The sequence below is a fragment of the Prauserella cavernicola genome (assembly GCF_016595675.1).
Taxonomy (GTDB): domain Bacteria; phylum Actinomycetota; class Actinomycetes; order Mycobacteriales; family Pseudonocardiaceae; genus Prauserella_A; species Prauserella_A cavernicola.
Map to the genome: position 1 here is coordinate 1,287,950 of NZ_JAENJH010000002.1, position 19,354 is coordinate 1,307,303.

The 19,354-nt window shown below is 71.2% G+C and carries 18 protein-coding genes and 1 tRNA gene; 8 read left to right on the plus strand and 11 right to left on the minus strand.

Annotation, left to right across the window (positions count from 1 at the left end):
* Positions 1-112: 112 nt before the first annotated feature.
* The 6 genes from JHE00_RS13035 (at position 113) to JHE00_RS13060 (ending at position 5,118) form a co-directional block, all read left to right on the plus strand.
* Positions 113-185, plus strand: a tRNA-Thr gene (locus tag JHE00_RS13035).
* A gap of 273 nt (positions 186-458) precedes the next feature.
* Positions 459-848 carry a GntR family transcriptional regulator gene (locus JHE00_RS13040; protein ID WP_200318189.1) on the plus strand — a complete coding sequence of 130 codons (390 nt, stop codon included), beginning with the start codon at positions 459-461 and terminating at the stop codon, positions 846-848.
* Positions 845-1,576 carry an ABC transporter ATP-binding protein gene (locus JHE00_RS13045; RefSeq protein WP_200318190.1) on the plus strand — a complete coding sequence of 244 codons (732 nt, stop codon included), beginning with the start codon at positions 845-847 and terminating at the stop codon, positions 1,574-1,576. The genes JHE00_RS13040 and JHE00_RS13045 overlap by 4 nt, the downstream gene beginning before the upstream one ends.
* On the plus strand, positions 1,573-2,499 hold the full coding sequence (locus tag JHE00_RS13050; protein WP_200318191.1) for an ABC-2 membrane transporter-related protein: 927 nt from the start codon (positions 1,573-1,575) through the stop codon (positions 2,497-2,499). Before JHE00_RS13045 ends, JHE00_RS13050 begins: the two co-directional genes overlap by 4 nt.
* A 116-nt stretch (positions 2,500-2,615) precedes the next feature.
* Positions 2,616-3,425, plus strand: coding sequence for a DUF2382 domain-containing protein (locus tag JHE00_RS13055; RefSeq protein ID WP_200318192.1), 810 nt, complete (start codon positions 2,616-2,618; stop codon positions 3,423-3,425).
* A 64-nt stretch (positions 3,426-3,489) separates the two neighbouring features.
* Positions 3,490-5,118, plus strand: coding sequence for an amidohydrolase (locus JHE00_RS13060; protein WP_200318193.1), 1,629 nt, complete (start codon positions 3,490-3,492; stop codon positions 5,116-5,118).
* Between the two features lie 6 nt (positions 5,119-5,124).
* On the opposite strand, the gene JHE00_RS13065 is transcribed toward JHE00_RS13060, so the two are convergent.
* On the minus strand, positions 5,125-6,306 hold the full coding sequence (locus JHE00_RS13065) for a sialidase family protein (RefSeq protein ID WP_200318194.1): 1,182 nt from the start codon (positions 6,304-6,306) through the stop codon (positions 5,125-5,127).
* Between the two features lie 159 nt (positions 6,307-6,465).
* Between JHE00_RS13065 and JHE00_RS13070 the strand changes: the two genes are divergently transcribed.
* Together JHE00_RS13070 and JHE00_RS13075 are read left to right on the plus strand one after the other, a co-directional pair.
* Entirely contained in the window at positions 6,466-7,182 is a 717-nt protein-coding gene (locus tag JHE00_RS13070) for an SIS domain-containing protein (RefSeq protein ID WP_200318195.1), read from the plus strand.
* A gap of 607 nt (positions 7,183-7,789) precedes the next feature.
* Positions 7,790-8,344: a TIGR03086 family metal-binding protein gene (locus JHE00_RS13075; RefSeq protein WP_200318196.1), complete on the plus strand. Its 555-nt coding sequence runs from the start codon at positions 7,790-7,792 to the stop codon at positions 8,342-8,344.
* A 250-nt stretch (positions 8,345-8,594) separates the two neighbouring features.
* Here the strand turns inward: JHE00_RS13075 and JHE00_RS13080 are convergent, their stop codons facing one another.
* The 10 genes from JHE00_RS13080 to JHE00_RS13125 form a co-directional block, all read right to left on the minus strand.
* Entirely contained in the window at positions 8,595-9,725 is a 1,131-nt protein-coding gene (locus JHE00_RS13080; protein ID WP_200318197.1) for a sigma-70 family RNA polymerase sigma factor, read from the minus strand.
* Positions 9,726-9,795: 70 nt separating this feature from the next.
* The gene (locus JHE00_RS13085; RefSeq protein ID WP_200318198.1) at positions 9,796-10,629 is read right to left on the minus strand and encodes an aldo/keto reductase; all 834 of its coding nucleotides are present in this window, start codon (positions 10,627-10,629) and stop codon (positions 9,796-9,798) included.
* A gap of 14 nt (positions 10,630-10,643) precedes the next feature.
* Positions 10,644-11,495: a phosphogluconate dehydrogenase C-terminal domain-containing protein gene (locus JHE00_RS13090; RefSeq protein WP_200318199.1), complete on the minus strand. Its 852-nt coding sequence runs from the start codon at positions 11,493-11,495 to the stop codon at positions 10,644-10,646.
* The gene (locus JHE00_RS13095) at positions 11,492-12,289 is read right to left on the minus strand and encodes a sugar phosphate isomerase/epimerase family protein (RefSeq protein WP_200318200.1); all 798 of its coding nucleotides are present in this window, start codon (positions 12,287-12,289) and stop codon (positions 11,492-11,494) included. Before JHE00_RS13095 ends, JHE00_RS13090 begins: the two co-directional genes overlap by 4 nt.
* Positions 12,289-13,017 (minus strand): triose-phosphate isomerase family protein, encoded by a 729-nt coding sequence (locus tag JHE00_RS13100; RefSeq protein WP_307831917.1) that lies wholly within the window; start codon positions 13,015-13,017, stop codon positions 12,289-12,291. The genes JHE00_RS13095 and JHE00_RS13100 overlap by 1 nt, the downstream gene beginning before the upstream one ends.
* On the minus strand, positions 13,011-13,481 hold the full coding sequence (locus tag JHE00_RS13105; protein WP_200318201.1) for a ribose-5-phosphate isomerase: 471 nt from the start codon (positions 13,479-13,481) through the stop codon (positions 13,011-13,013). Before JHE00_RS13105 ends, JHE00_RS13100 begins: the two co-directional genes overlap by 7 nt.
* On the minus strand, positions 13,481-15,214 hold the full coding sequence (locus JHE00_RS13110; protein WP_200318202.1) for a dihydroxyacetone kinase family protein: 1,734 nt from the start codon (positions 15,212-15,214) through the stop codon (positions 13,481-13,483). Before JHE00_RS13110 ends, JHE00_RS13105 begins: the two co-directional genes overlap by 1 nt.
* A complete protein-coding gene (locus tag JHE00_RS13115; protein ID WP_200318203.1) occupies positions 15,211-16,560 on the minus strand; it encodes an MFS transporter in 1,350 nt (449 codons plus the stop codon). Before JHE00_RS13115 ends, JHE00_RS13110 begins: the two co-directional genes overlap by 4 nt.
* Before the next feature lie 143 nt (positions 16,561-16,703).
* Complete coding sequence (locus JHE00_RS13120) at positions 16,704-17,651, minus strand: sugar-binding transcriptional regulator (RefSeq protein WP_200318204.1); 948 nt, start codon at positions 17,649-17,651, stop codon at positions 16,704-16,706.
* Positions 17,648-19,345 carry a dihydroxyacetone kinase family protein gene (locus JHE00_RS13125; RefSeq protein WP_200318205.1) on the minus strand — a complete coding sequence of 566 codons (1,698 nt, stop codon included), beginning with the start codon at positions 19,343-19,345 and terminating at the stop codon, positions 17,648-17,650. Before JHE00_RS13125 ends, JHE00_RS13120 begins: the two co-directional genes overlap by 4 nt.
* Positions 19,346-19,354 lie beyond the last annotated feature (9 nt).

Below are 19,354 nucleotides of genomic sequence, written 5' to 3' on the forward strand. Positions count from 1 at the left end.
CAACATAGCTCTGGGATGGTCGCGCGGCAGTCGGGTGAGACCGCGCGGCCGCGCGCGCTCACGCGAGCGCGCGACGGATATAGTGAGCCCGCGCTCGCCTGTGGCGAGGCAGGCCGGTATAGCTCAGTTGGTAGAGCAGCTGTCTTGTAAACAGCAGGTCGCAGGTTCGAGTCCTGTTGCCGGCTCACTCGGGACCGGGGCACGTCCGATGATCGGATTCGCCCCGGTCCTTCTTTGTCTCAGTTGTCTTCTCGGCTGCTGTGGCCCGGTGAGTGAGGCCGCCGCCATCCCTGCAACGCCGGCTGCCGTCGGAGCCGTTGCCGAGGTGTGTCCGGAGTCATTTCGGACGCCGGATTCCCAGTAGTCCGAACCAGCTCAGCAAGCCATTGATTCCGCACGCTTGCCAGAGCGTCCTATTATCCTAGTTAGCTAGGTTAATAGCGGAACGGGGTGATGTGGTGTTCCGGTTCAGGTTCGACGCGGGATCGGGTGTGCCGCCGTATCTGCAACTCGTGCAGCAGGTCGAGCAAGCCGTGCGGCTGGGCGAGCTGCGGGTCGGTGATCGGCTGCCCACGGTCAAGGACCTCGCCCGAACCCTGGTGATCAACCCGAACACCGTGCTCAAGGCGTATCGCGAATTGGAGCACCGCGGGCTCGCCAAAGGCAGGCCGGGGCGCGGCACGTTCGTCGAGCGGGAGTCCAACGGGCTCGCCGAGTCCGAGCAGGCCGAGTTGCGCGCCGGGCTCGAGACGTGGCTCGCCACCGCACGCGACGCCGGGATGGACGCCGAGGACATCGCCGCACTCGTCGCCGCCGTACTGCACGACTTCAAGGAGGAACACCGGTGACCGTACCCACCATCTCGACCAGGGGTGTAGGCAAACGGTATGGCCGTCGCTGGGGGCTGCGCGACTGCACGCTCGACATCGAGGCCGGACGCGTCGTCGGCCTCGTCGGCCCGAACGGCGCTGGTAAGTCGACGTTGCTGAGCCTGCTGGTGGGCCTGCTGCGGCCCACCGAGGGCTCGGTCGAGATCCTCGGCGCGCCCGCTGGCTGGGGATCGGTCGCCTACCTCGACCAGCGGCACGCGCTGTACGAGTCGTTCCGCGTGCGCGACATGATCGAGGCAGGGGCGAGGCTGAACGAGCGGTGGTTCCCGGAGGTCGCGTTCGAGCGGCTACAGGACCTGGGCATCTCGCTGGAGCACAAGGTCGGCAATCTCTCCGGCGGGCAGCGCGCGCAGGTCGCGCTCGCGCTCGCGCTGGCGAAGCGGCCCGACCTGCTGGTGCTCGACGAGCCCGTCGCCAGTCTCGATCCGCTGGCTCGCCGCGACCTCATGGGGACGCTCATGGAGGTCAAGTCGGAGTGGGACTGCACGGTCGTGTTGTCGTCGCACGTCGTGTCCGAGCTGGAACGCCTGTGCGACTACCTGGTGGTGCTCGACGAGGGCACGCTGCGCTACGCCGGTGACATCGACGAGCTGCTGGACTCACACGGAAGACAACGGAGTCTCGAGGAACTGATCTTGTCCTTTTTGGATGCAGGGGAGCTCGCCCGGTCCGAGGTGACCGCATGATCTGGCTGGCCTGGCGGCAGCATCGGTCGAAGCTCGTCGGACTCGGTGCGGTCTTCCTCCTGCTCGCCTGCGGTTACGTCGCGCTCGGAGCGGCCATGCGCGGTGCGATCAGCCCGGCGGATCTGCCGTACTGCTTCACCGGCTCCGAACCCGTGCGCTGTGGTTCGTGGTCGGACCTGGTCGACGCGATCCATCACTACGTGGTGATCCTGTTCCCGCTGCTGCCCGCACTGGTGGGCATGTTCCTCGGGGCGCCGCTCGTGGCGAACGAGCTCGAGCACCACACGCATCGCTTCGCGTGGACTCAGGGCCTCGCGCGGAGCCGGTGGCTGAGCTCGAAGCTCTTGTTCCTCGGCGCCTGCTCGGTGCTGTTCGGCGTGGTGTTCTCGGTCGCCTACGCCTGGTGGTTCTCGCCCGCGCTGGAGTCGGAGGGCTGGTTCGCCACGTTCGACTTCGGCCTCGTCTCGTTCCCCGCGACCTCCCTGTTCGGGTTCCTCCTCGGGGTGGCGGCGGGTGCGCTGACGCGCCGGACGCTGGCGGGCATGGCGGCGACCCTGGCCGTGTACCTACCTCTGTTCGTGGTGGTGAAGAACTTCGTGCGGCCGCACTACCTCGACCCGGTGCTGTCGGCCTCGCCCGCCGTGGACTCGCTCCGGGTGGGCACGCAGGTGTTCGTCGACGCCCAGGGCGCGGTGTACAGCTCCAGCGAGGCCGCTTCGCGGGCCGGTGTCGCCGATCCGGCTGGATTCCTCAACTCCGACACGGCGGACGAGATGGCCCGGGCGGGTTACTTCTCACGAGTCCCGGTCCAGCCCGCGGACCGGTACTGGACGCTTCAGGTCATCGAGGCCGGACTGTTCCTCGCGCTGGCGGGGGTGTGCGTGGCACTGGTGTTCTGGTGTGTCAACCGCAGGCTGAGCTGACGGGTCACTCGACCGAGGGGCGCGACGGTTGGCGCACGGGTGGGCCGGGCACTCGCTCGTCAGCTCCGAATTCCCCGCCGGGTCACGAAAAGCGGCAATCGGAAGGAACCGTCATCATGACCCAGTCCATGAGGCCAGACGAGCTCGTCGACAGCACTGTCGTCGACCACAGCGGCAGCAAGATCGGCAAGGTCGGCACCGTTTACCTCGCCGACGACACGCACGAACCCGAATGGGTCACAGTGCGCACCGGCATGTTCGGGCAGCGGGAGAGCTTCGTCCCGCTGCACGGCGCCAACCTGGACGCCGAGGGGCTGCACGTCAGCGTCGCCAAGGACCAGGTGTCCGATGCTCCTCGGATGGACGTCGAGGGCCACCTCTCCCACAAGGAGAGCGCGGAGCTCTACCGCTACTACGACCTGCCGGCGCCGCGCCAGAGCATGGACGGGCCGACGGGCACCTCACCGGGACGGCTCGGAGGTGGCAGGCCCCGCGACACCGGCCGCGAGCGGTCTGAGCACTCCGGCTCCGATGGTTCCGATGGCTCCGGCGGAACGATGATGCGTAGCGAGGAGCAGCTCAAGGTCGGTACCGAACAGGTGGAGACGGGTCGCGTGCGCCTGCGCAAGTACGTCGTCACCGAGGAGCAGCAGGTGAGCGTGCCGGTGAGCCACGAGGAGGTCCGCCTCGAGCGGGAGCCGATCACCGACGCCGACCGTGCGGGCGGGGTGCCGATCGGCGAAGACGAGCAGGAGATCGTCCTGCACGAGGAACGTCCGGTGGTGCGCAAAGAATCCGTGCCCGTGGAGAAGGTGCGGCTCGGCACGGAGCAGGTGACCGAGGAGCAGACCGTCACCGACCAGGTGCGCAAGGAGCGCATCGAGGTCGACGGCGACGATCCGCAGGGCAGGCACCGCAAGGAGTGACCGCCTTGCCTCTCGCGCCTAGGCTGCCGGTTGAGGCAAGACGACTTGGCGTGAGAGGACACGAATGCTGGATCTGCTGCTGCGTGATGTGCGGGCACTGACGATGACCGGTGAGCGGCCCCGCGCGAACACCATCGGCGTGCTGGGTGGCCGGATAGTCGGCGTCGACGACGAGGTCGAGGGGCTGCGGGCGCGGCATGTCGTCGACTGCGACGGCGCCGTGCTCACCCCCGGCTTCGCTGACGCCCACAACCACATGGTGTGGTACGGATTGTCGCTCGCCGAGCTGGATCTCTCGGTGTGCCGCACGCCGCAGGAGCTCTACGACGCCGTCGCCGCGAAGGCGGCGAGCCTGCCCTCCGACGCCTGGGTTGTCGGCTCCGGCTACGACGACTTCGTGCTCGGCGGGCACCCCGATCGCGCCGCGCTCGACCGCGCTGGCGGCGGCAGGCCCGTGTGGCTCAAGCACCGTTCGGCGCACATGTGCGTGGCGAGCAGCGCGATTCTGGACCAGGCCGGGGTGCTCGACGGCTCGGCGAAGGTGCCAGAGGGCGGTGTCGTCGAGCTCGGCGACGACGGTGTGCCCACCGGTCTGCTCGCGGAGCAGGCGCAGCAGCTCGTGGACGCGCTCGTGAAGCCCTATCCCGTCGAGGAGCTCGTGGCCGCCATCGACCGGGCCGCGCGCGTCTACGTCACCGAGGGCCTCACGCACGTGACCGAGGCCGGGATCGGCGGTGGCTGGATCGGCCACAGCCCCGCCGAGGCCGCCGCCTACCAGGCCGCGAGGCAGCGCGGGTTGCTGCCGTTGCGGGTCGAACTGATGCCGGCCAGCGAGGTGCTGCACCCGCTGCACGGCGACGCCTTCGGCCTGGATCTGGGGCTGCGCACCGGTTTCGGCGACGATTTCCTGCGCATCGGCCCGATGAAGATCTTCACCGACGGCGCGCTGTCCAGCCGTACGGCGGCGGTCACCGAGCCGTTCTGCGGCCACGGTGGGGTCGGCGTGCTCGGTGACGACCCCGCGGTGCTGCGCGAACGGATGCTCGCCGCGCACAAGGGCGGCTGGCGGATCGCGGCGCACGCGATCGGCGACCGCGCCATCGACCTCACGCTCGACACCTTCGAGGAGGCGCAGCGCGTGCTGCCGAGGCCGGAGGTCCGGCACCGCATCGAGCACTCCGCGATGGTGCGGCCCGAGCAGCTGGCGAGGATGGCCGCGCTCAACGTGGTCCCCGTTCCGCAGGCGCGGTTCCTGTACGAGATCGGCGACACGATGGTGGGCGCGGTCGGCGAGAGCCGGGTGCCGTGGCTGTACCGGCACAAGTCCTTCCTCGCTGCCGGCCTGCGGGTGCCCGGCAGCTCCGACCGGCCGTGCGTCTCGGCCGGGGCGCCGCTGCTCGGCCTGCAGTCGATGGTCGAGCGCACCACCAAGGCCGGTGTGGTGCTCAGCGAGGACGAGCGGGTGGACGGCGAGGAGGCGCTGCGTGCCTTCACCGTGCACTCCGCCTACGCGGCGGGACAGGAGCACGAGCGCGGTCACCTGGCGGCGGGCGCGTTCGCGGACATGGTGCTGCTCGACGACGACCCCACCACGGCACCGAGTTCGAGCATCGGCGACATCGGTGTGCTCGCGACGTTCGTCGCGGGCAAGGCCGTGCACGGGGCGGAGAAGTTCGCGAACGCGCCCACCTGATCCGCGTCAGGTGCGGGGGATGGCGAGCTGCTCGAACGTGATCGTCTCGTAGCTGCCCTCGGCGCCCGTCTCGTACAGCAGACCGACGCTGCGGGAGTCGAGCTGCACCAGGTCGCAGTACGCGGCCGGCGCCTCGGAGACGAGGTGCGCGGTTCGCCAGGTGCGACCCCGGTCGGAGCTGATCCGGACGCTCATCGCCCTTCGGGCGTCCGGATCGGACGGTCCTGCGAAGAGCAGCGCGTTTTCCCTCGAGGTCTGCAGGACGCTGCTCTGCACGCGCGGGCCCACCAGTCCCGGTTGCTCGCGGTAGGGCTCGACGAGGGTCTCGCCGCCGTCGGCGCTGTAGGTGTCCACCCGGTGGCCGGGTGCGGTGCCGTGGCAGCGGCTGTTGAAGTACAGCGTGCCGTCGGGCAGTTCGGCGACGGTGGTCTCGTTGGCGGCGATGTATCCGTCGTGGCGCTCCTCGGTGAAGCCGATGCGCCACGTGCGGCCGCCGTCGTCACTGAGCAGGCAGTGGGCGCCGTAGTACTTGTCCTCGGCGCCGGTGTCGGGCGAGCCCTCGGGCGGCGCGCTGGAGTGGTTGGCGGGCACGACGATGCGGCCCTTGTGCCTGCCGTGCTCGAGCTCGATCGCGTGGCAGGGGCCCGTCGCGTACCAGCGCCAGTCCGGTGCCTTGGCATCGGCGGTGATCTCGACGGCCTCGGAGAACGTGTGGCCGTCGTCGGTGCTGCGCTGGACGAACACCCTGCGAGTGTCCTGTTCGGACACGGTGCCTTCCCTGATCTCGTCCTCGGACACCCTGCCGTTGCGGACGGTCAGCAGCACGATGTCGCCGGAGCTCAGCACGACGGGAGAGGGGTTGCCCGCGGTGGCGTCGCCGTTGGCGGAGACGACGGACAGCGGGCTCCACGTGCGGCCGCCGTCGGCCGAGCGGCGCGACACGACCTGGATCGCGCCGCTGTCACCCGCCGACTCGACGCGACCTTCGGCGAAGGCGAGCAGCTCACCGGCCTTCGTGCGGACGAGCGCGGGAATGCGGAACGTGTGGTAGCCCTCGGTGCCCGAGGTGAACGGCACTGAGGTCATACTGCGGGCACGCGGGGCGGCGGCGGCCGCTGGCGCGAGGGCCAGGCCGGCTGCGGTGGCGCCTGCGAGGGAGAGGGCGGCGCGTCGGGACACGGCGGGCATCGCTTCAGCCTCCTTGCTGAAATTTGGACATAGGACGTCCTATCTAGGAACCTAGAGTGATGGCCCGCATAGGTCAAGATCCGGTTCGGCCACATTGGTCTGGACAAATTCGACTTGCTGGCCCTAGCGTTTGCCAGGCGATCGAAGGAGGCACCGCGAATGCGCGAGGACGTCCGCAGGCTGCTCGGGGAACTCGACGAGCGGCAGGGTGACATCGAGCGGGCCGCCGGTCTGCTGCTGGACACGGTGGCCGCTGACGGCATCGTCTACGCGGCAGGCGCGGGGCACTCGCTCGCGATGGTGTGCGAGACCTTCTACCGCGCGGGCGGACTCGCCCCGGTGCGGCCGTTGTGGGACCCGGAGGTCCTGCCGCTGACCGGGGCGCTGCGCAGTTCCGCCGTCGAACGCGAGCCCGGCCGCGGCCGGGCGCTGGTGGAGGCCGCCGCGCCGACGTCGTCGGACCTGCTCGTCGTGTTCTCGACGAGTGGCCGCAACCCGTATCCCGTGGAGATCGCGAGCGAGGGCCTGGCTCGTGGCGTCCCGGTGATCGCGGTGACGTCGCTGCCCGCGTCGGCGCAGGCCAGCGACCGCTCGGGAACGCGGCTCGCCGACCACGCGACCGTGGTGCTGGACACCGGCGTCCCGCCCGGCGACGTCGTGCACCCGCAGGGCGCGCCCCGGACGGCGGCGGTGTCGACGGTGCTCGGGGCGTACCTGTGGTCGTCCGTGCTCGCGGCGCTCGACGGGCTGGCGACGGAGCGCGGGATCGCGCTGCCGCTGTGGACCAGCGCGAACGTCCCCGGGGGCGACGAGCGCAACGCGGAGCTGATCGCGCGGTACTCGGCGCGTATCCCGGAGCTGACGCGCGGGTTGTAGGTGTCGTTCGCGGCGGTTGGCGTGGGGGGCACTGCGCTCGGTGTTGTGGTGAGGCGCGGCGGGATCTTGCTGCGGGCTTCGGGTGGCGGATGGTCGCGCTCGTGTGGCCGTGTGGCCGTGTGGCCGTGTGGCCGTGTGGCCGTGTGGCCGTGTGGCCGTGTGGCCGTGTGGCTGTGTGGCCGGGGTGCCCGCGGTGCCTGTGTGGCCGTGTAGCCGCGTGGCCGGGGTTGCCTGTGTGGCCGTGTGGCCGCAGTGCTCGTGTGGGCTGCGTAGCCGCAGTGCCTACGGTGCCTATGTCGGCTGCGTAGCTGCGGTTTCTGCGGGCTGCGCCGGTCGGTGGTTCCTCGGATGCCTTGAGCGCAGAGCTCGCGGGCTGGCGTGCACGACTCGCGGGCTGGAGTGCGGGACTCGCGGTTCGGAGCGCGGGACTCGCGCGCCTGACCGCAGGACTCGCGCGCAGGCGTGCGGGACTCGCGTGCCCGAGCGCAGAACTCGCGGGCCGGAGTGGGGGACTCGCGCGCTGGAGTGGGGGACTCGCGGGGTGGGCGATTAGTTCTGGGGGGTTTGGCGGTCCCTACTTCCGGACGGTGGTGTGGGAGGAGGGGCGATGGGCGCAGGGCTCGCCCTGCTGGAGCGGGCGGTCGGCTACACGCTCGGCAGCCTGCGGCTGGTCGAGCGCGACGCGTTGCGCGGGCCGACTCCCTGCGGGTGGTGGGACCTCGGCCACCTGCTCGCGCACATGCAGGACTCGCTGCTCGCGCTGTCCGAGGCCGCGGGCCTCGGGGCGGTCTCGCTCGAGTCCGATCCCGGCGACCACCCCGATCCGGTGCGAGCGTTGCGCGAGCACGCGTGCCTGCTCGTCGGCGAGTGGGCACGCGCGGACTGCTCCGGGACCGTCGAGATCGGCGGGCACCCGTTGTCCGCCGACGTGGTGGCCGGGGCCGGGGCGGTCGAGGTCGCCGTGCACGGCTGGGACGTCGCGCGCGCGTGCGGCACGGACCGGCCGATTCCGGACGCGCTCGCGCGCGAACTGCTCGAACTCTGCCCGCTGTTGGTCAGCGGCGAGGACCGGCCGGGCCGCTTCGCGCAGCCCGTCGACGTGTCACCGCTGGCCGGTCCCGGTGACCGGCTGCTCGCCTTCCTCGGTCGCGACCCGGCCTGAGTCGGCCACCGTTGGCGTGCGCCCGCGGCCGATCGGTCGGCCTGGGGCTGTCATCGCAGGCGTGCGCCCGGCGAACTGATTGCTCGGCCGGGATCCGGCTTGAGCCGGTCACCGTCGGCGGGTGCTTATGGCCGATTTCTTGGCCACGTCCCGGGCGGTCATGGCAGGTGCGCGCACCGCAACCGTTTGCTCGGCCGGGATCCGGCTCGAGCCGGTCATCGCAGCCGATCGCTCTGCCTTGCCCGGGCGGTCATGGCAGGCGCGCACCGCAACCGTTTGCTCCGCCGCGACCCGGCCTGAGTCGGCCACCGTCGGCGTGCGCCCGCAGCCGATCGCTCGGCCAGGGCCGGTCATCGCAGGCGTGCGCCCGGCGAACTGATTGCTCCGCCGCCACCCGGCCTGCGCTGTCCTGGGTCACCGGCAGGCCGAAGAGCTCGAACAGCCGCGTGTCCATGAAGTTGGCGACGTGGCTGATCGCGCCGCCCGAGACGGTGAGCACCTGCAGCGTGAACGCGCGGTACTCGTCGCTGTCCGCGTCGTGCAGGTACATCGCGTACGCGGCCTGGCCGTTGGCCTCCACCGGCAGCATGAGCACCTTGCCCGGCCGCGCGGGACAACGATCGCTGAGGTGCGCCGCCACGGACTCGGTGCCCGCGTACCAGGCGGCGTAGGGCGGCATCTCCCACACCACGTCGCTGGTGAACAGTTCGACCAGTTCGGTCACGTCCTTGCGTTCGAACGCCGAGACGTAGCGCTCGAGCAGCGCGCGTTGCTCGTCGGCGGTCGGCTCAACGACGTCGTCCGGCGTGGGCGACACCTGGGCCAGCTGGGCCCTGGCCCGCTGCAGGATGCTGTTGACCGCCGCGGTGCTGACGCCGACGGCCTCGGCCACCTCTGCCGCCCGCCACTTGAGCACGTCGCGCAGGATCAGCACCGCGCGCTGCCGGGGCGGCAGGTGCTGCAGGGCAGCGACGAGCGCCAGCCGGATGCTCTCTCGCTCCGTGACGATCGCCGCGGGGTCGCTGCCGTCGGCGCCCGCGAGCGCGTCGGGGATCGGCTCCAGCCACGGCACCTCGGGCCGGTCGACGAGGTCGTCGGCGGGGTCGGAGCTGCCGCCGCCGAGCCCGGTGGGCATCGGCCGTTTGCTCCTGCTCTCCAGCGCCGTGAGGCAGGCCGTGGTGGCGATCCGGTGCAGCCAGGTGCGCAGCGACGAACGGCCCTCGAACCGGTCGTAGGCCCGCCAGGCGCGCAGATACGTCTCCTGCACCAGGTCCTCGGCGTCGTGTGCCGAGCCCAGCATGCGGTAGCAGTGCGCGAGCAACTCGCGGCGGAACGGGTCCGCCTGACGCAGGAAATCGTCGTCGACCTTGGTCTGCCCCATGGCCCCTGCCCTTTCGCTGCCTCGAGGTCCTCATCCTGGCAGACCCCACCGACAGGAAAAACTCATCGCGTCACAGCACTTCCAGCGGTGTGGCACGGGAGGGGGCCGGGAAGCGGGCGTCGAGGTCGGCGAGGTCCTGAGCCGTGAGCGAGATGTCCAGCGCCGCCACGTTCTGCTCCACGTGCGCGAGGGTGGTCGCCTTCGGGATCGCGCACACCTGCGGCTGGTGCAGCACCCACGCGATCGCGAGCTGCGCTGGCGTCACGTCGTGGCGTCGCGCGACCTCGGCGAGCACCGGGTCGCCGAGCAGCCTGCCCTGCTCGATCGGCGAGTACGCCATCACCGCGACGCTCTGCTCGCGGCACCACGGCAGCAGGTCGAACTCCGGTCCTCGCCGCGTGAGGTTGTAGAGGACCTGGTTGCTCACGACGTCGCGGCCGAGCGCGTGCTCCCACGTCTCCGCGAGGTCGTCGCGGTCGAAGTTGCTGACGCCGTAGTGCCGGATCTTGCCGTCCGTCCGCAGCGTCTCCAGTGCTTCGAGCGTCTCGGTCAGCGGCACTCCGCCCCGCCAGTGCAGCAGGTACAGGTCGATCCGGTCGGTGCCGAGCCTGCGCAGGCTCCGTTCGCAGGCGGCGACCGTGCCGCGCGCGCTCGCGTTGTGCGGAAGGACCTTGCTGACCAGGAACGTCTCGTCGCGGCGGCCCGCGATCGCCTCGCCGGTGACCTCCTCGGCGCCGCCGTCGCCGTACATCTCCGCGGTGTCGATCAGGGAAAGGCCGAGGTCGAGGCCCCGTCGCAGGGCCTCGACCTCGGCCTTCCTCGAACGCTCGCGTTCACCCATGTGCCAGGTGCCCTGGCCGAGCACGGGCAGGCGGTCTCCGGGGCCGAGTCGCAGGTAGCGCATGGCCCCATTGTGGGTCAGTTGTCGCGCTTCACCGCGTCGATCTTGAGCATCCTGGCGATGACCTTGTCGAGCTCGCCGTCGTCGAAGATCTTCTTCCAGTCGTCCTTGACGATCGACTCGCGGCCGTAGTCCATCGCGATGAGGCACGCGTCGGAGAACGGGTTGGAGCCGCGCAGGGTGTTGGTGAGCGCCACCTGCACGTGGCCGAGCAGCATCGCGCGCGCGGCCGGCTCGGGCACGCCTACGGTGTGCACGGTCTCGTGCAGGGCCTCGTTGAGCAGCGAACCCACCATGCAGGCCACCGTCTCGACGAGCGTCGGCTCCAGCACGGCGAGCTGCTTCACGCTCACCCAGTGCACGTCGACCACCGGCGCGTACATCACGCGGATGACGTCGTCGGCGAGCTTGCGCGCGGTCTCGTTGTCCGACTCGAACGCGGCGACGACCTCCTGCGGGGCCGCGATGCCGCCGAAGGTGTCGGCGTACTCCTCCTTGGTGGTGCGCTCGAGGAACACCGAGGGGTGGCACGGGTGCGCCACGGCGTACTCGATGTCGTCGCGCTTGAGCAGCAGGTTGGCGTAGGCCGCCGCCGGGTCCAGCGTCAGCACGATCGCGCCGGGCTTGAGCTCGGGCACGAGCGCCTCGGAGACCTTGCCGAGTACGACGTCCGGCACGGCGAGGATCACGACGTCGCTCTGCCGGGCCGCCTCGGCGGCGTCGGTGACTTCGCGGTCCTGGCTCGCCAGCAGCTCCTTGCCCTGGGGCGAGTTCTCGCTGAAGAGCACCTGGAAGTCGCTCGTGGCGAGGTTGTTCGAGACGCGCTGGCCCATCTTGCCGCCCGCGCCGACGACGGTGACCGTGGTCATGAGTTGCTCCTTAGGAATTCCACACTGTGCCGCGTCCACTCGTCCTCCAGCCGGCAGGTCGTCTCGATGTCGTCCTGCCAGGGAAGCCAGTGCTCCACGATCTGGTTGATCTTCTTCTCGCCCGGCCTGACCCGCTCGATCATGGCGCCGTAGTCGAGGCGCCCTTCGCCGAGCTTGCAGCCAGAGAGCGTGAACCCGACCCAGCCCGCCTGGCGGGCGAAGGTGAAGTCCTTGACGTGGAGGTTGGCCACGTGCCGGGCGGTGGTCTCCACGACCTGCTTCGGGTGTTCAAGGTTGGCCACGCAGTTGGCGGGGTCGAGGCAGATGCCGAGGTACTCGCTGCCGACGGCCTCGACGACGTCCACGAGATCGGCCGAGGACACCTGTTCGTAGGTCTCCAGCGCGAGGGTCACCCCGCGCTGCGCGTAGCCGGGAACGGCCTCGCGCAGCCGTTCGGTTGCCTCGGCGAGCGTCGGCCGGTCGTCGGCCGAGTACAGCATGCTGCGCACGAGCGTCACGTCGAGCGCCTCGGCGAGGTCGAGGTAGCGCCGCAGGTGCTCGGGGCGCACGCCGCGGGTGCCCAGTTCCAGCTGGACACCGAGGCTCTCTGCCGTTGAGCGCACCTCGCGCAGCTCGGCCGTGGACAGCGCTTCGACACCCGCGTAGTCGCAGATCTGGAAGACGTCCGCGCCCAGTTCCCTGGTCTCCTCCAGCATCTGCGTCAGCGTCAGTGGCTTCTCGGCCTCCGACGAGATGCGCCAGAAGAACGCGTAGGTGCTGAGTCCGATCGCCATCAGGATCCCTTCGCCAGTTCCAGCGCCTCGTCCAGGATCTCGCCCACCGCGACGGGATCGTGGGCGAACCGGCCGAGGAACAACCCGTCGACCGACGTCCCGAGCCTGGTGAGCAGTCCGGGGCCCGCGCTGCCGCCGTAGATCACGCGGACGCCGAGCCGCTTCTTGAGCGTGCCGCAGACGTGCGCGATGTGCTCCTCGGGAGCGGGCTCGGCCGCGCCGATCGCCCAGTGCGGCTCGTAGGCCACCACGACGGGTCCGGTCGCCGAGCCGAGCGCCGACTCCACCTCGGCCACGCAGTGGGCGGCGGCCTGGTCGGCGGGGACGCGCTCGGGCTCGCCGACGCAGAGCACCGGCACGAGCTCGTTGCGCAGCGCCGCCGCGGTCTTGCGGGCGACCAGCGCGTCGTCCTCGCCGTAGAGCCGCCGCCGTTCGGCGTGGCCGACCTCGACGTGGGTGCAGCCGAGCTCGCGCAGCAGCGGCCCGCCGACCTCGCCGGTGAACGCGCCGGTGTCGTCGGCGCACAGGTCCTGCGCGCCGACGCGCACCGGCGTGCCCGCGAAGACGTCGGTCACTGCGGGGATGCTGGGGAAGGAGGGCAGCACGAACAGCTCCGCGTGCCCTCCCGCGATCGCCTCGTGGGAGGCGAGCGCGGCCACATCCCCGCTCCACGCCAGAGTCCTGGCGTGGGAGAAGTACATCTTCAGGCTGACGCCGAAGCTCAGCACGAACCCACGCTCTCGTAGTCGGTGAGCACCTGCACCTTCTGCGCCGACGCCGAGTTCTCGTCGAAGGTGTAGGTCAGCCACTCGCGCGCGAGCCTGCGGGCGAGCTCGAGGCCCACCACGCGCTGGCCGAACGTGAGCACCTGCGCGTTGTTGCTCAGCACCGAGCGCTCGACGGAGAAGCTGTCGTGCGCGGTGACGGCGCGGATGCCGGGCACCTTGTTGGCCGAGATCGCCACGCCGAGGCCGGTTCCGCACACCAGCAGCGCCCGGTCGGCCTCGCCCTTGGCGATCAGCTCGGCCGCGGTGACGGCCACCTTCGGGTACGGCGTGTTGCCGTCGGCGGTCACCCCGACGTCCACAACGGACGCGACGAGCTCACTCGCCTCCAGGTCCGCCTTGAGCGCTTCCTTGTAGTCGAAGCCCGCGTCGTCCGAGCCGACGACGATGCGCCACTGCTGAGCCATCACACACCTTTCCTCTCGGCGAGGACGCCGTGTACCGCGCCCACGATCAGTGCGAGCGAGACGGCGCCCGCGTCCGGAGTTCCCACGCTCTTCTCGGCGAGCGGCCTGGCCCTGCCGATCTTCGGCACCAGGTCCGCGGTCGCCGTCGCGGCGACGTCGGCGGTCTCGGCCGCCCGGCCCCACGCCTCGGCGAGGCCCCTCGACTCGCCGATCCCGGTCGCGAGTGCCTCGGCGAACGGCGCCAGCACGTCGACCATTGTCTTGTCGCCAGGCTGGGCGCCGCCCACGCGCAGCACGCTCTCCAGCCCGGCCGCGACACCCTCGCTCACGGTCGCGCCGGTGGGTTCGTCGTTGTCCCCCAACGTGTTCGCGACGGCCCGCAGCAGCAGCCCCCACAGCGCACCGGACGTGCCGCCCGCGCGGTCGGCCCACGCGTCACCGGCCAGCGCCAGCAGTGTGCCCGCGCCCGCGCCGAGCCGCTGCGCCTCGCGCGCCGCGTCCACCGCGGCCACCGCGCCGCGCTGCATGCCGATGCCGTGGTCGCCATCGCCCGCGACGGCGTCGATGCGGCCCAGCTCCTCGGCGTTGCCGTCCACCACCTTGCGCGTGGCCTCCAGCGCGGCGAGCACGGTCGCGGCGGCGGCGCGCGACTGCTCGCTCGCCTCCGGCACGCTCTGCTCGACCGTGTCGTCCGCCAGGTCCTCGGCTGCGGGCGGAGCGGGGGTGAGTGAGCCCTTGCGGAACGCGGGCGCGTCGGCGGGCGCGCTCCAGTACCGCTCCAGTTCCTCGTCCAGCCAGAACAGCGTGAGCGAGGCCCCGGCCAGGTCGAAGCTGGTGACGAACTCGCCGACCTCGGGGTCCACCACCTCGACGCCCGCTTCGGCGAGCAGCTGGGCCACCCGCCGGTAGACGACGAACAGCTCCTCGTGCTTGACCGTGCCGAGTCCGTTGAGGATCACGCCCGCACGCTGCCCGCGCGCCTCGGTGATGCCGGGCGGCAGCTCGGCGAGCAGCGTCCGCACGAACAGCTCCGCGAGCCCGTCGGCGCTGGGCACGTCGGCCTCGTCGATGCCGGGCTCGCCGTGGATGCCCATGCCCACGGCCATCTTGCCCTCGGGCACCGTGAACAGCGGCGCCTCGGCGCCGGGCAGCGTGCAGCCGGAGAAGGCGACGCCCAGCGAGCGGGTGCGGTCGTTGGCGTGCTCCGCGACCCGGTGCACCTCGTCGAGGCTCAGTCCGGCCTCGGCGGCAGCGGCGGCGACCTTGAACACCGTGAGGTCGCCCGCGACACCGCGGCGCTTGGTGATCTCGTCGACCTCGGCGCTCGACACGTCGTCGGTCACGGCGAAGGTCCTGGTGGGGATGCCCTGCTGGTTCAGGATCTCCGCGGCGTGTCCGAAGTGGAGGACATCGCCCGCGTAGTTGCCGAACAGCAGCAGCACACCGCCGCCGCTCTCGGCCGCCTTGGCCACCGAGCACGCCTGCTGGGCCGAGGGCGAGGCGAAGATGTTGCCCGACACCGCGCCGTGGGCGAGTCCCTGCCCGACCAGTCCGGTGAACGCGGGGTAGTGGCCCGAGCCGCCGCCGACGAGCACGGCGACCTGGCCCGGCGTCTTCGCGGTGTTGCGCACCACGCCGCCCGGCACGCGGCGGACCCACCGCTGGTGGGCGGCGACGAAGCCCTCGAGCACCTCGTCGGCGAACTCGGCCGGGTCGTTGAACAGTCGGGTCATGCCGAGGTCTCCGCTTTCTCGTCGAGGTCACCGGTCTGCACGCGGCCCCGCTTGGCGAGCGCGACCATGAGCACGGCCGAGAGCACCATCAGCCCGCCGACGACGAACATCGGCACGGCGTAGGAACCCGTGGCGTCGTTGAGGAATCCGGTCACGTAGCCGGCGGCGAAACCGGCCATGTTGCCGAAGGTGTTGATCAGCGCGATGCCCACGGCCGCGGCCGCGCCGGTCAGGAACTGCGCGGGCACGGTCCAGAAGTTGGGCAGCGCCGCGAAGATCGCGCACGCCGTGATCGTGATGACCACGATCGTCGCCGCGGGCGAGCCCATGTACAACGCGACCGGCACGCTCACACCGCCGACCACGGCGGGCAGGGCGATGTGCCAGGTCCGCAGGCCGCGCCTGGTCGCGTCGCGCGACCACAGGTAGAGCACGATCGCCGCGGGCACGTACGGGATGGCCGTGATGAGGCCTTCCTCGAGCGTCGTGAACGTGGTGCCGAAGCTCTCCTCGAAGCTGCTGATGATGGCGGGCAGGAAGAACGCCAGCGCGTAGAGGCCGTAGATGAAGCCGAAGTAGATGAGCGCGAGGACCCACACCCGGCCGCTGCGCAGCGCCGCCGCCATACCGCCCTTGTGGGAGCCGCCGCCGGTCTTGGTCTTGGCCTCACCCTCCAGTTCGGCGGTGAGCCACGTCTTCTCCTCCTCGGTCAGCCACTTCGCGTCGGCGGGGCGGTCGCTGAGGTAGAACCAGGTCGCGATGCCGACGAGGATCGCGGGCACCGAGACGCACAGGAACATGAAGCGCCAGCCCTCGAGGCCGAACACGCCGTGCTGCTCGATGAGCAGGCCGGCCAGCGGGGCGCCGATCACCGTGGTGAGCGGCTGCGCCAGGTAGAACAGCGCGAGGATCTTGCTGCGGTGCCGCGCGGGCACCCACAGGGACAGGAACAGGATCGCGCCGGGGAAGAACCCGGCCTCGGCGATGCCGAGCAGCAACCGCAGCACGTAGAGCCCGCCGACGCTGTCCACCCACGTGAACAGCAGCGAGACGATGCCCCACGACACCATGATCCTGGCCAGCCACTTGCGGGCGCCGAACCGGTGCAGCGCGATGTTGCTGGGGACCTCGAGCAGGATGTAGCCGATGAAGAACACACCGGAGGCGAAGCCGAACTGCGCGGCGGTGAGGCCGAGGTCGTCGTTCATCCCGTTCGGCCCCGCGAAGGAGATCGCGGTCCGGTCGAGGTAGTTGATGAAGAACATGAGTGCCACGAAGGGCACGAGCCGCACGGCGACCTTGCGGATCGCCGACCGCTCAACGGGGGACTGCTGGGTGGCGTCCACGTCGACTCCTGACAGGCTGAAAGATTGCGGCGATGCTAAGCACGCGTAACCAGAACGGCCCAGTGTCGGTGAACGGAGTTGCGAAAATCAGTCGCTGATCATTGGCGGTTTCGATCCAGAAGTGCGACAGCGTGAGAATCTGTTCAGCCGACGAGGGGTTCGGCGGCTGTCGTGTCGACGATCAGCTCGGTGACGGCGCCCGCCAGCAGCGCGGCGCGCACCACCGGGGCCTTGGCCTCGCCGAGCGCGACGCACAGGCGGCGCGGGATGCGGCGCAGCGCCTCGATGGGCAGCCCGCTGGAACGCTGGTTCATCGCCAGTTCGGCGCTCGAGCCGGTGGAGTGCAGGAACACGGTGCCGAGATCGCCCACCACACCCTGCTCGGTGAGCGAGCGCAGGTCGGCGCGGTCGAGGTAGCCGGCGCGGTAGAGGTGACCGGGGATGCCGCCGCCGAGCGCGCCGACGGAGAACAGCGCGATGTCGGCCCGCTGCTGCAGCCGCAGGATGCGCTGCACGCTGTGCTCGGCCCACAGCGCCGAGCGCGTGGCCGCGGAGTCGAAGAACGCGGGCACGGGGAAGTGGTGCACGCGTGCGCCGAGCACCGCGCCGAAGCGGTCGAACACCCCGGACGCGTACTCGGCGCCGGAGGAGAACGTGTTGCCGGAGCCGCTCATCTGCACCACCTGGAGCCCGGGGACGACTCCGGGCGTGAGGTTGCGGGCCAGCGTGGCGATGGTGATGCCCCACGTGATCGCGATCGTGGTGTCGGGTGCGAGCGTGAGCCGCAGCTTCGCGGCGGCCTGCGTGGCCACGTGCAGCAGACGTTCGCCCTCGGTCGCGCGCTCGGGCGGAGCGACGACGGTGGCCTGCACGCCGTAGCGCTCGCCGATCAGCCGCTCCAGCGTGCTCGCGGCCCGGCCCCTGCGGTGCACGGTGATCTCCACGAGTCCGGCCGTGCGGGCTTCGCCGACCAGGCGCGACACGGTCGCGCGCGAGCACCCGAGCTCCTGGGCGATGGCCTCCATCGTGAGGTGCCGGTCGTAGTAGAGCTCCGCGGCCCGCAACACCGTGGCCCTGCGCGAGGTGTTCATGCCACGTGCTCCGCGATCGCCGTCACCACCACCGCGAACGACACGGCGCCGGGGTCGCGGTGGCCGAGGCTGCGGGTGGCGAGCGGGCGGGCCCTGCCGAGCCGCGGGCTCAGCGACGCCGTCGACTCGGCCGCCCTCGCGGCGACGGCGGAGGCGTTGACCCACGCCGGTCCGAGCGGCAGCTCCGCGGCGAGGTCGGCCTCGAGGCTCTCGGTGAACGGCAGGAACGCGTCCACCACGGTCTTGTCGCCGACGCGGGCGTTGCCGTACGCGGTCACGGCGTCGAGCGCGGACCGGCACGCGACCTGCACGGCCTGCGATGGGAGGTCGGTGTCGGACAGCACCCGCGCGGCCGCTCGCAGGCCCGCGCCCCACAACGCGCCCGAGGAGCCACCCGCCCTGTCGCTCCACGCGTCGGCGGCGAGTAGGAGCGTGGTGGTCGTGCCGGCTCCGGCCTCGACGGCCCGGCCCGCGGCCGAGGCTGCCGCCCTCGCCCCACGCGCCATCACGCGCCCGTGGTCGCCGTTGCCCGCGACCGAGTCCAGGTCGCCGAGCTCGGGCTCGGCCTCGGCGAGCGCCGTCGCCGCCGTCTCGAAAGCCGCGTGCACGACCTTGGCTACCTGCCGCGACACCTCGCTCGACTCCGGGATGGCGCGTTCGGCGACCACGGGAACCGGCCTCGGCGTGAGTGGAGCCGCGGTGGCGGGACCCTTGCGGAACGCCGGGCTGTGCGCGGGCGCTCCCCACAGTGCCTCCAGCTCGTCGTCGAGCCACGCGACCGTGAGCGAGAGCCCTTCCATGTCGAGGCTCGTGATCAGCTCCCCGACCTCGGGCTCGACCACCTCGACACCCTCGGCCTCGAGCCGCGGCACGACCTCGTTCCACAGCACGAACAGCTCCTCGTACTTCGTGGAGCCCATGCCGTTGAGCAGCACGGTGGCCCTGCGCATGCCCTCCGGCCGTTCGGCGAGCAGCCGCCGCACGAGCAGTTCGGCCAGCTCTCGCGCTCCGAGCAGCGGCTCCTCCGAGACGCCGGGTTCGCCGTGGATGCCGAGGCCGACGCCCATCCTGCCGTCGCGCACGGTGAACAGGGGGCCGCGCGCGCCGGGCGGGGTCGGCCCCTCGAACGCGATTCCGAGCGACACCGTGGCCGCGTTGGTGCGCTCGGCGACCCGCACCACGCCCTCCAGGTCGTAGCCCGCCTCCGCCGCGGCGCCCGCGATCTTGACGACCACGAGGTCGCCCGCGGTGCCGCGGCGCAGGGACCGTTCGTCGCGCGGCGCGCTCGCGAGATCGTCGCTGACCACCACCGAGCGCACCGGGATGCCCGCGTCGATGAGCTGCGCGCGAGCGGCCTCGAAGTTCAGCACGTCGCCCGCGTAGTTGCCGTAGCTGAGCACCACGCCGCCGCCGGCTTCGGCCGCGCTCGCCACAGCCACCACCTGCTGCGTCGACGGCGAGGAGAACACGTCGCCGACCACAGCGGCGTCGGCCAGTCCGGGCCCCACCCAGCCCGCGAACGCCGGGTAGTGCCCGCTGCCTCCGCCGACCACGATCGCGACCTTGCCCCGCCCCGCCTGCGAGGCCCTGACCACGCCGCCGGGCACGCGCTGCACGAGACCGGGAAACGCGCGTGCGAAGCCCGACAGCGTGTCGCGCGCGAAGTCGGCCGGGTCGTTGAAGATCTTGGTCATGAAGTCCTT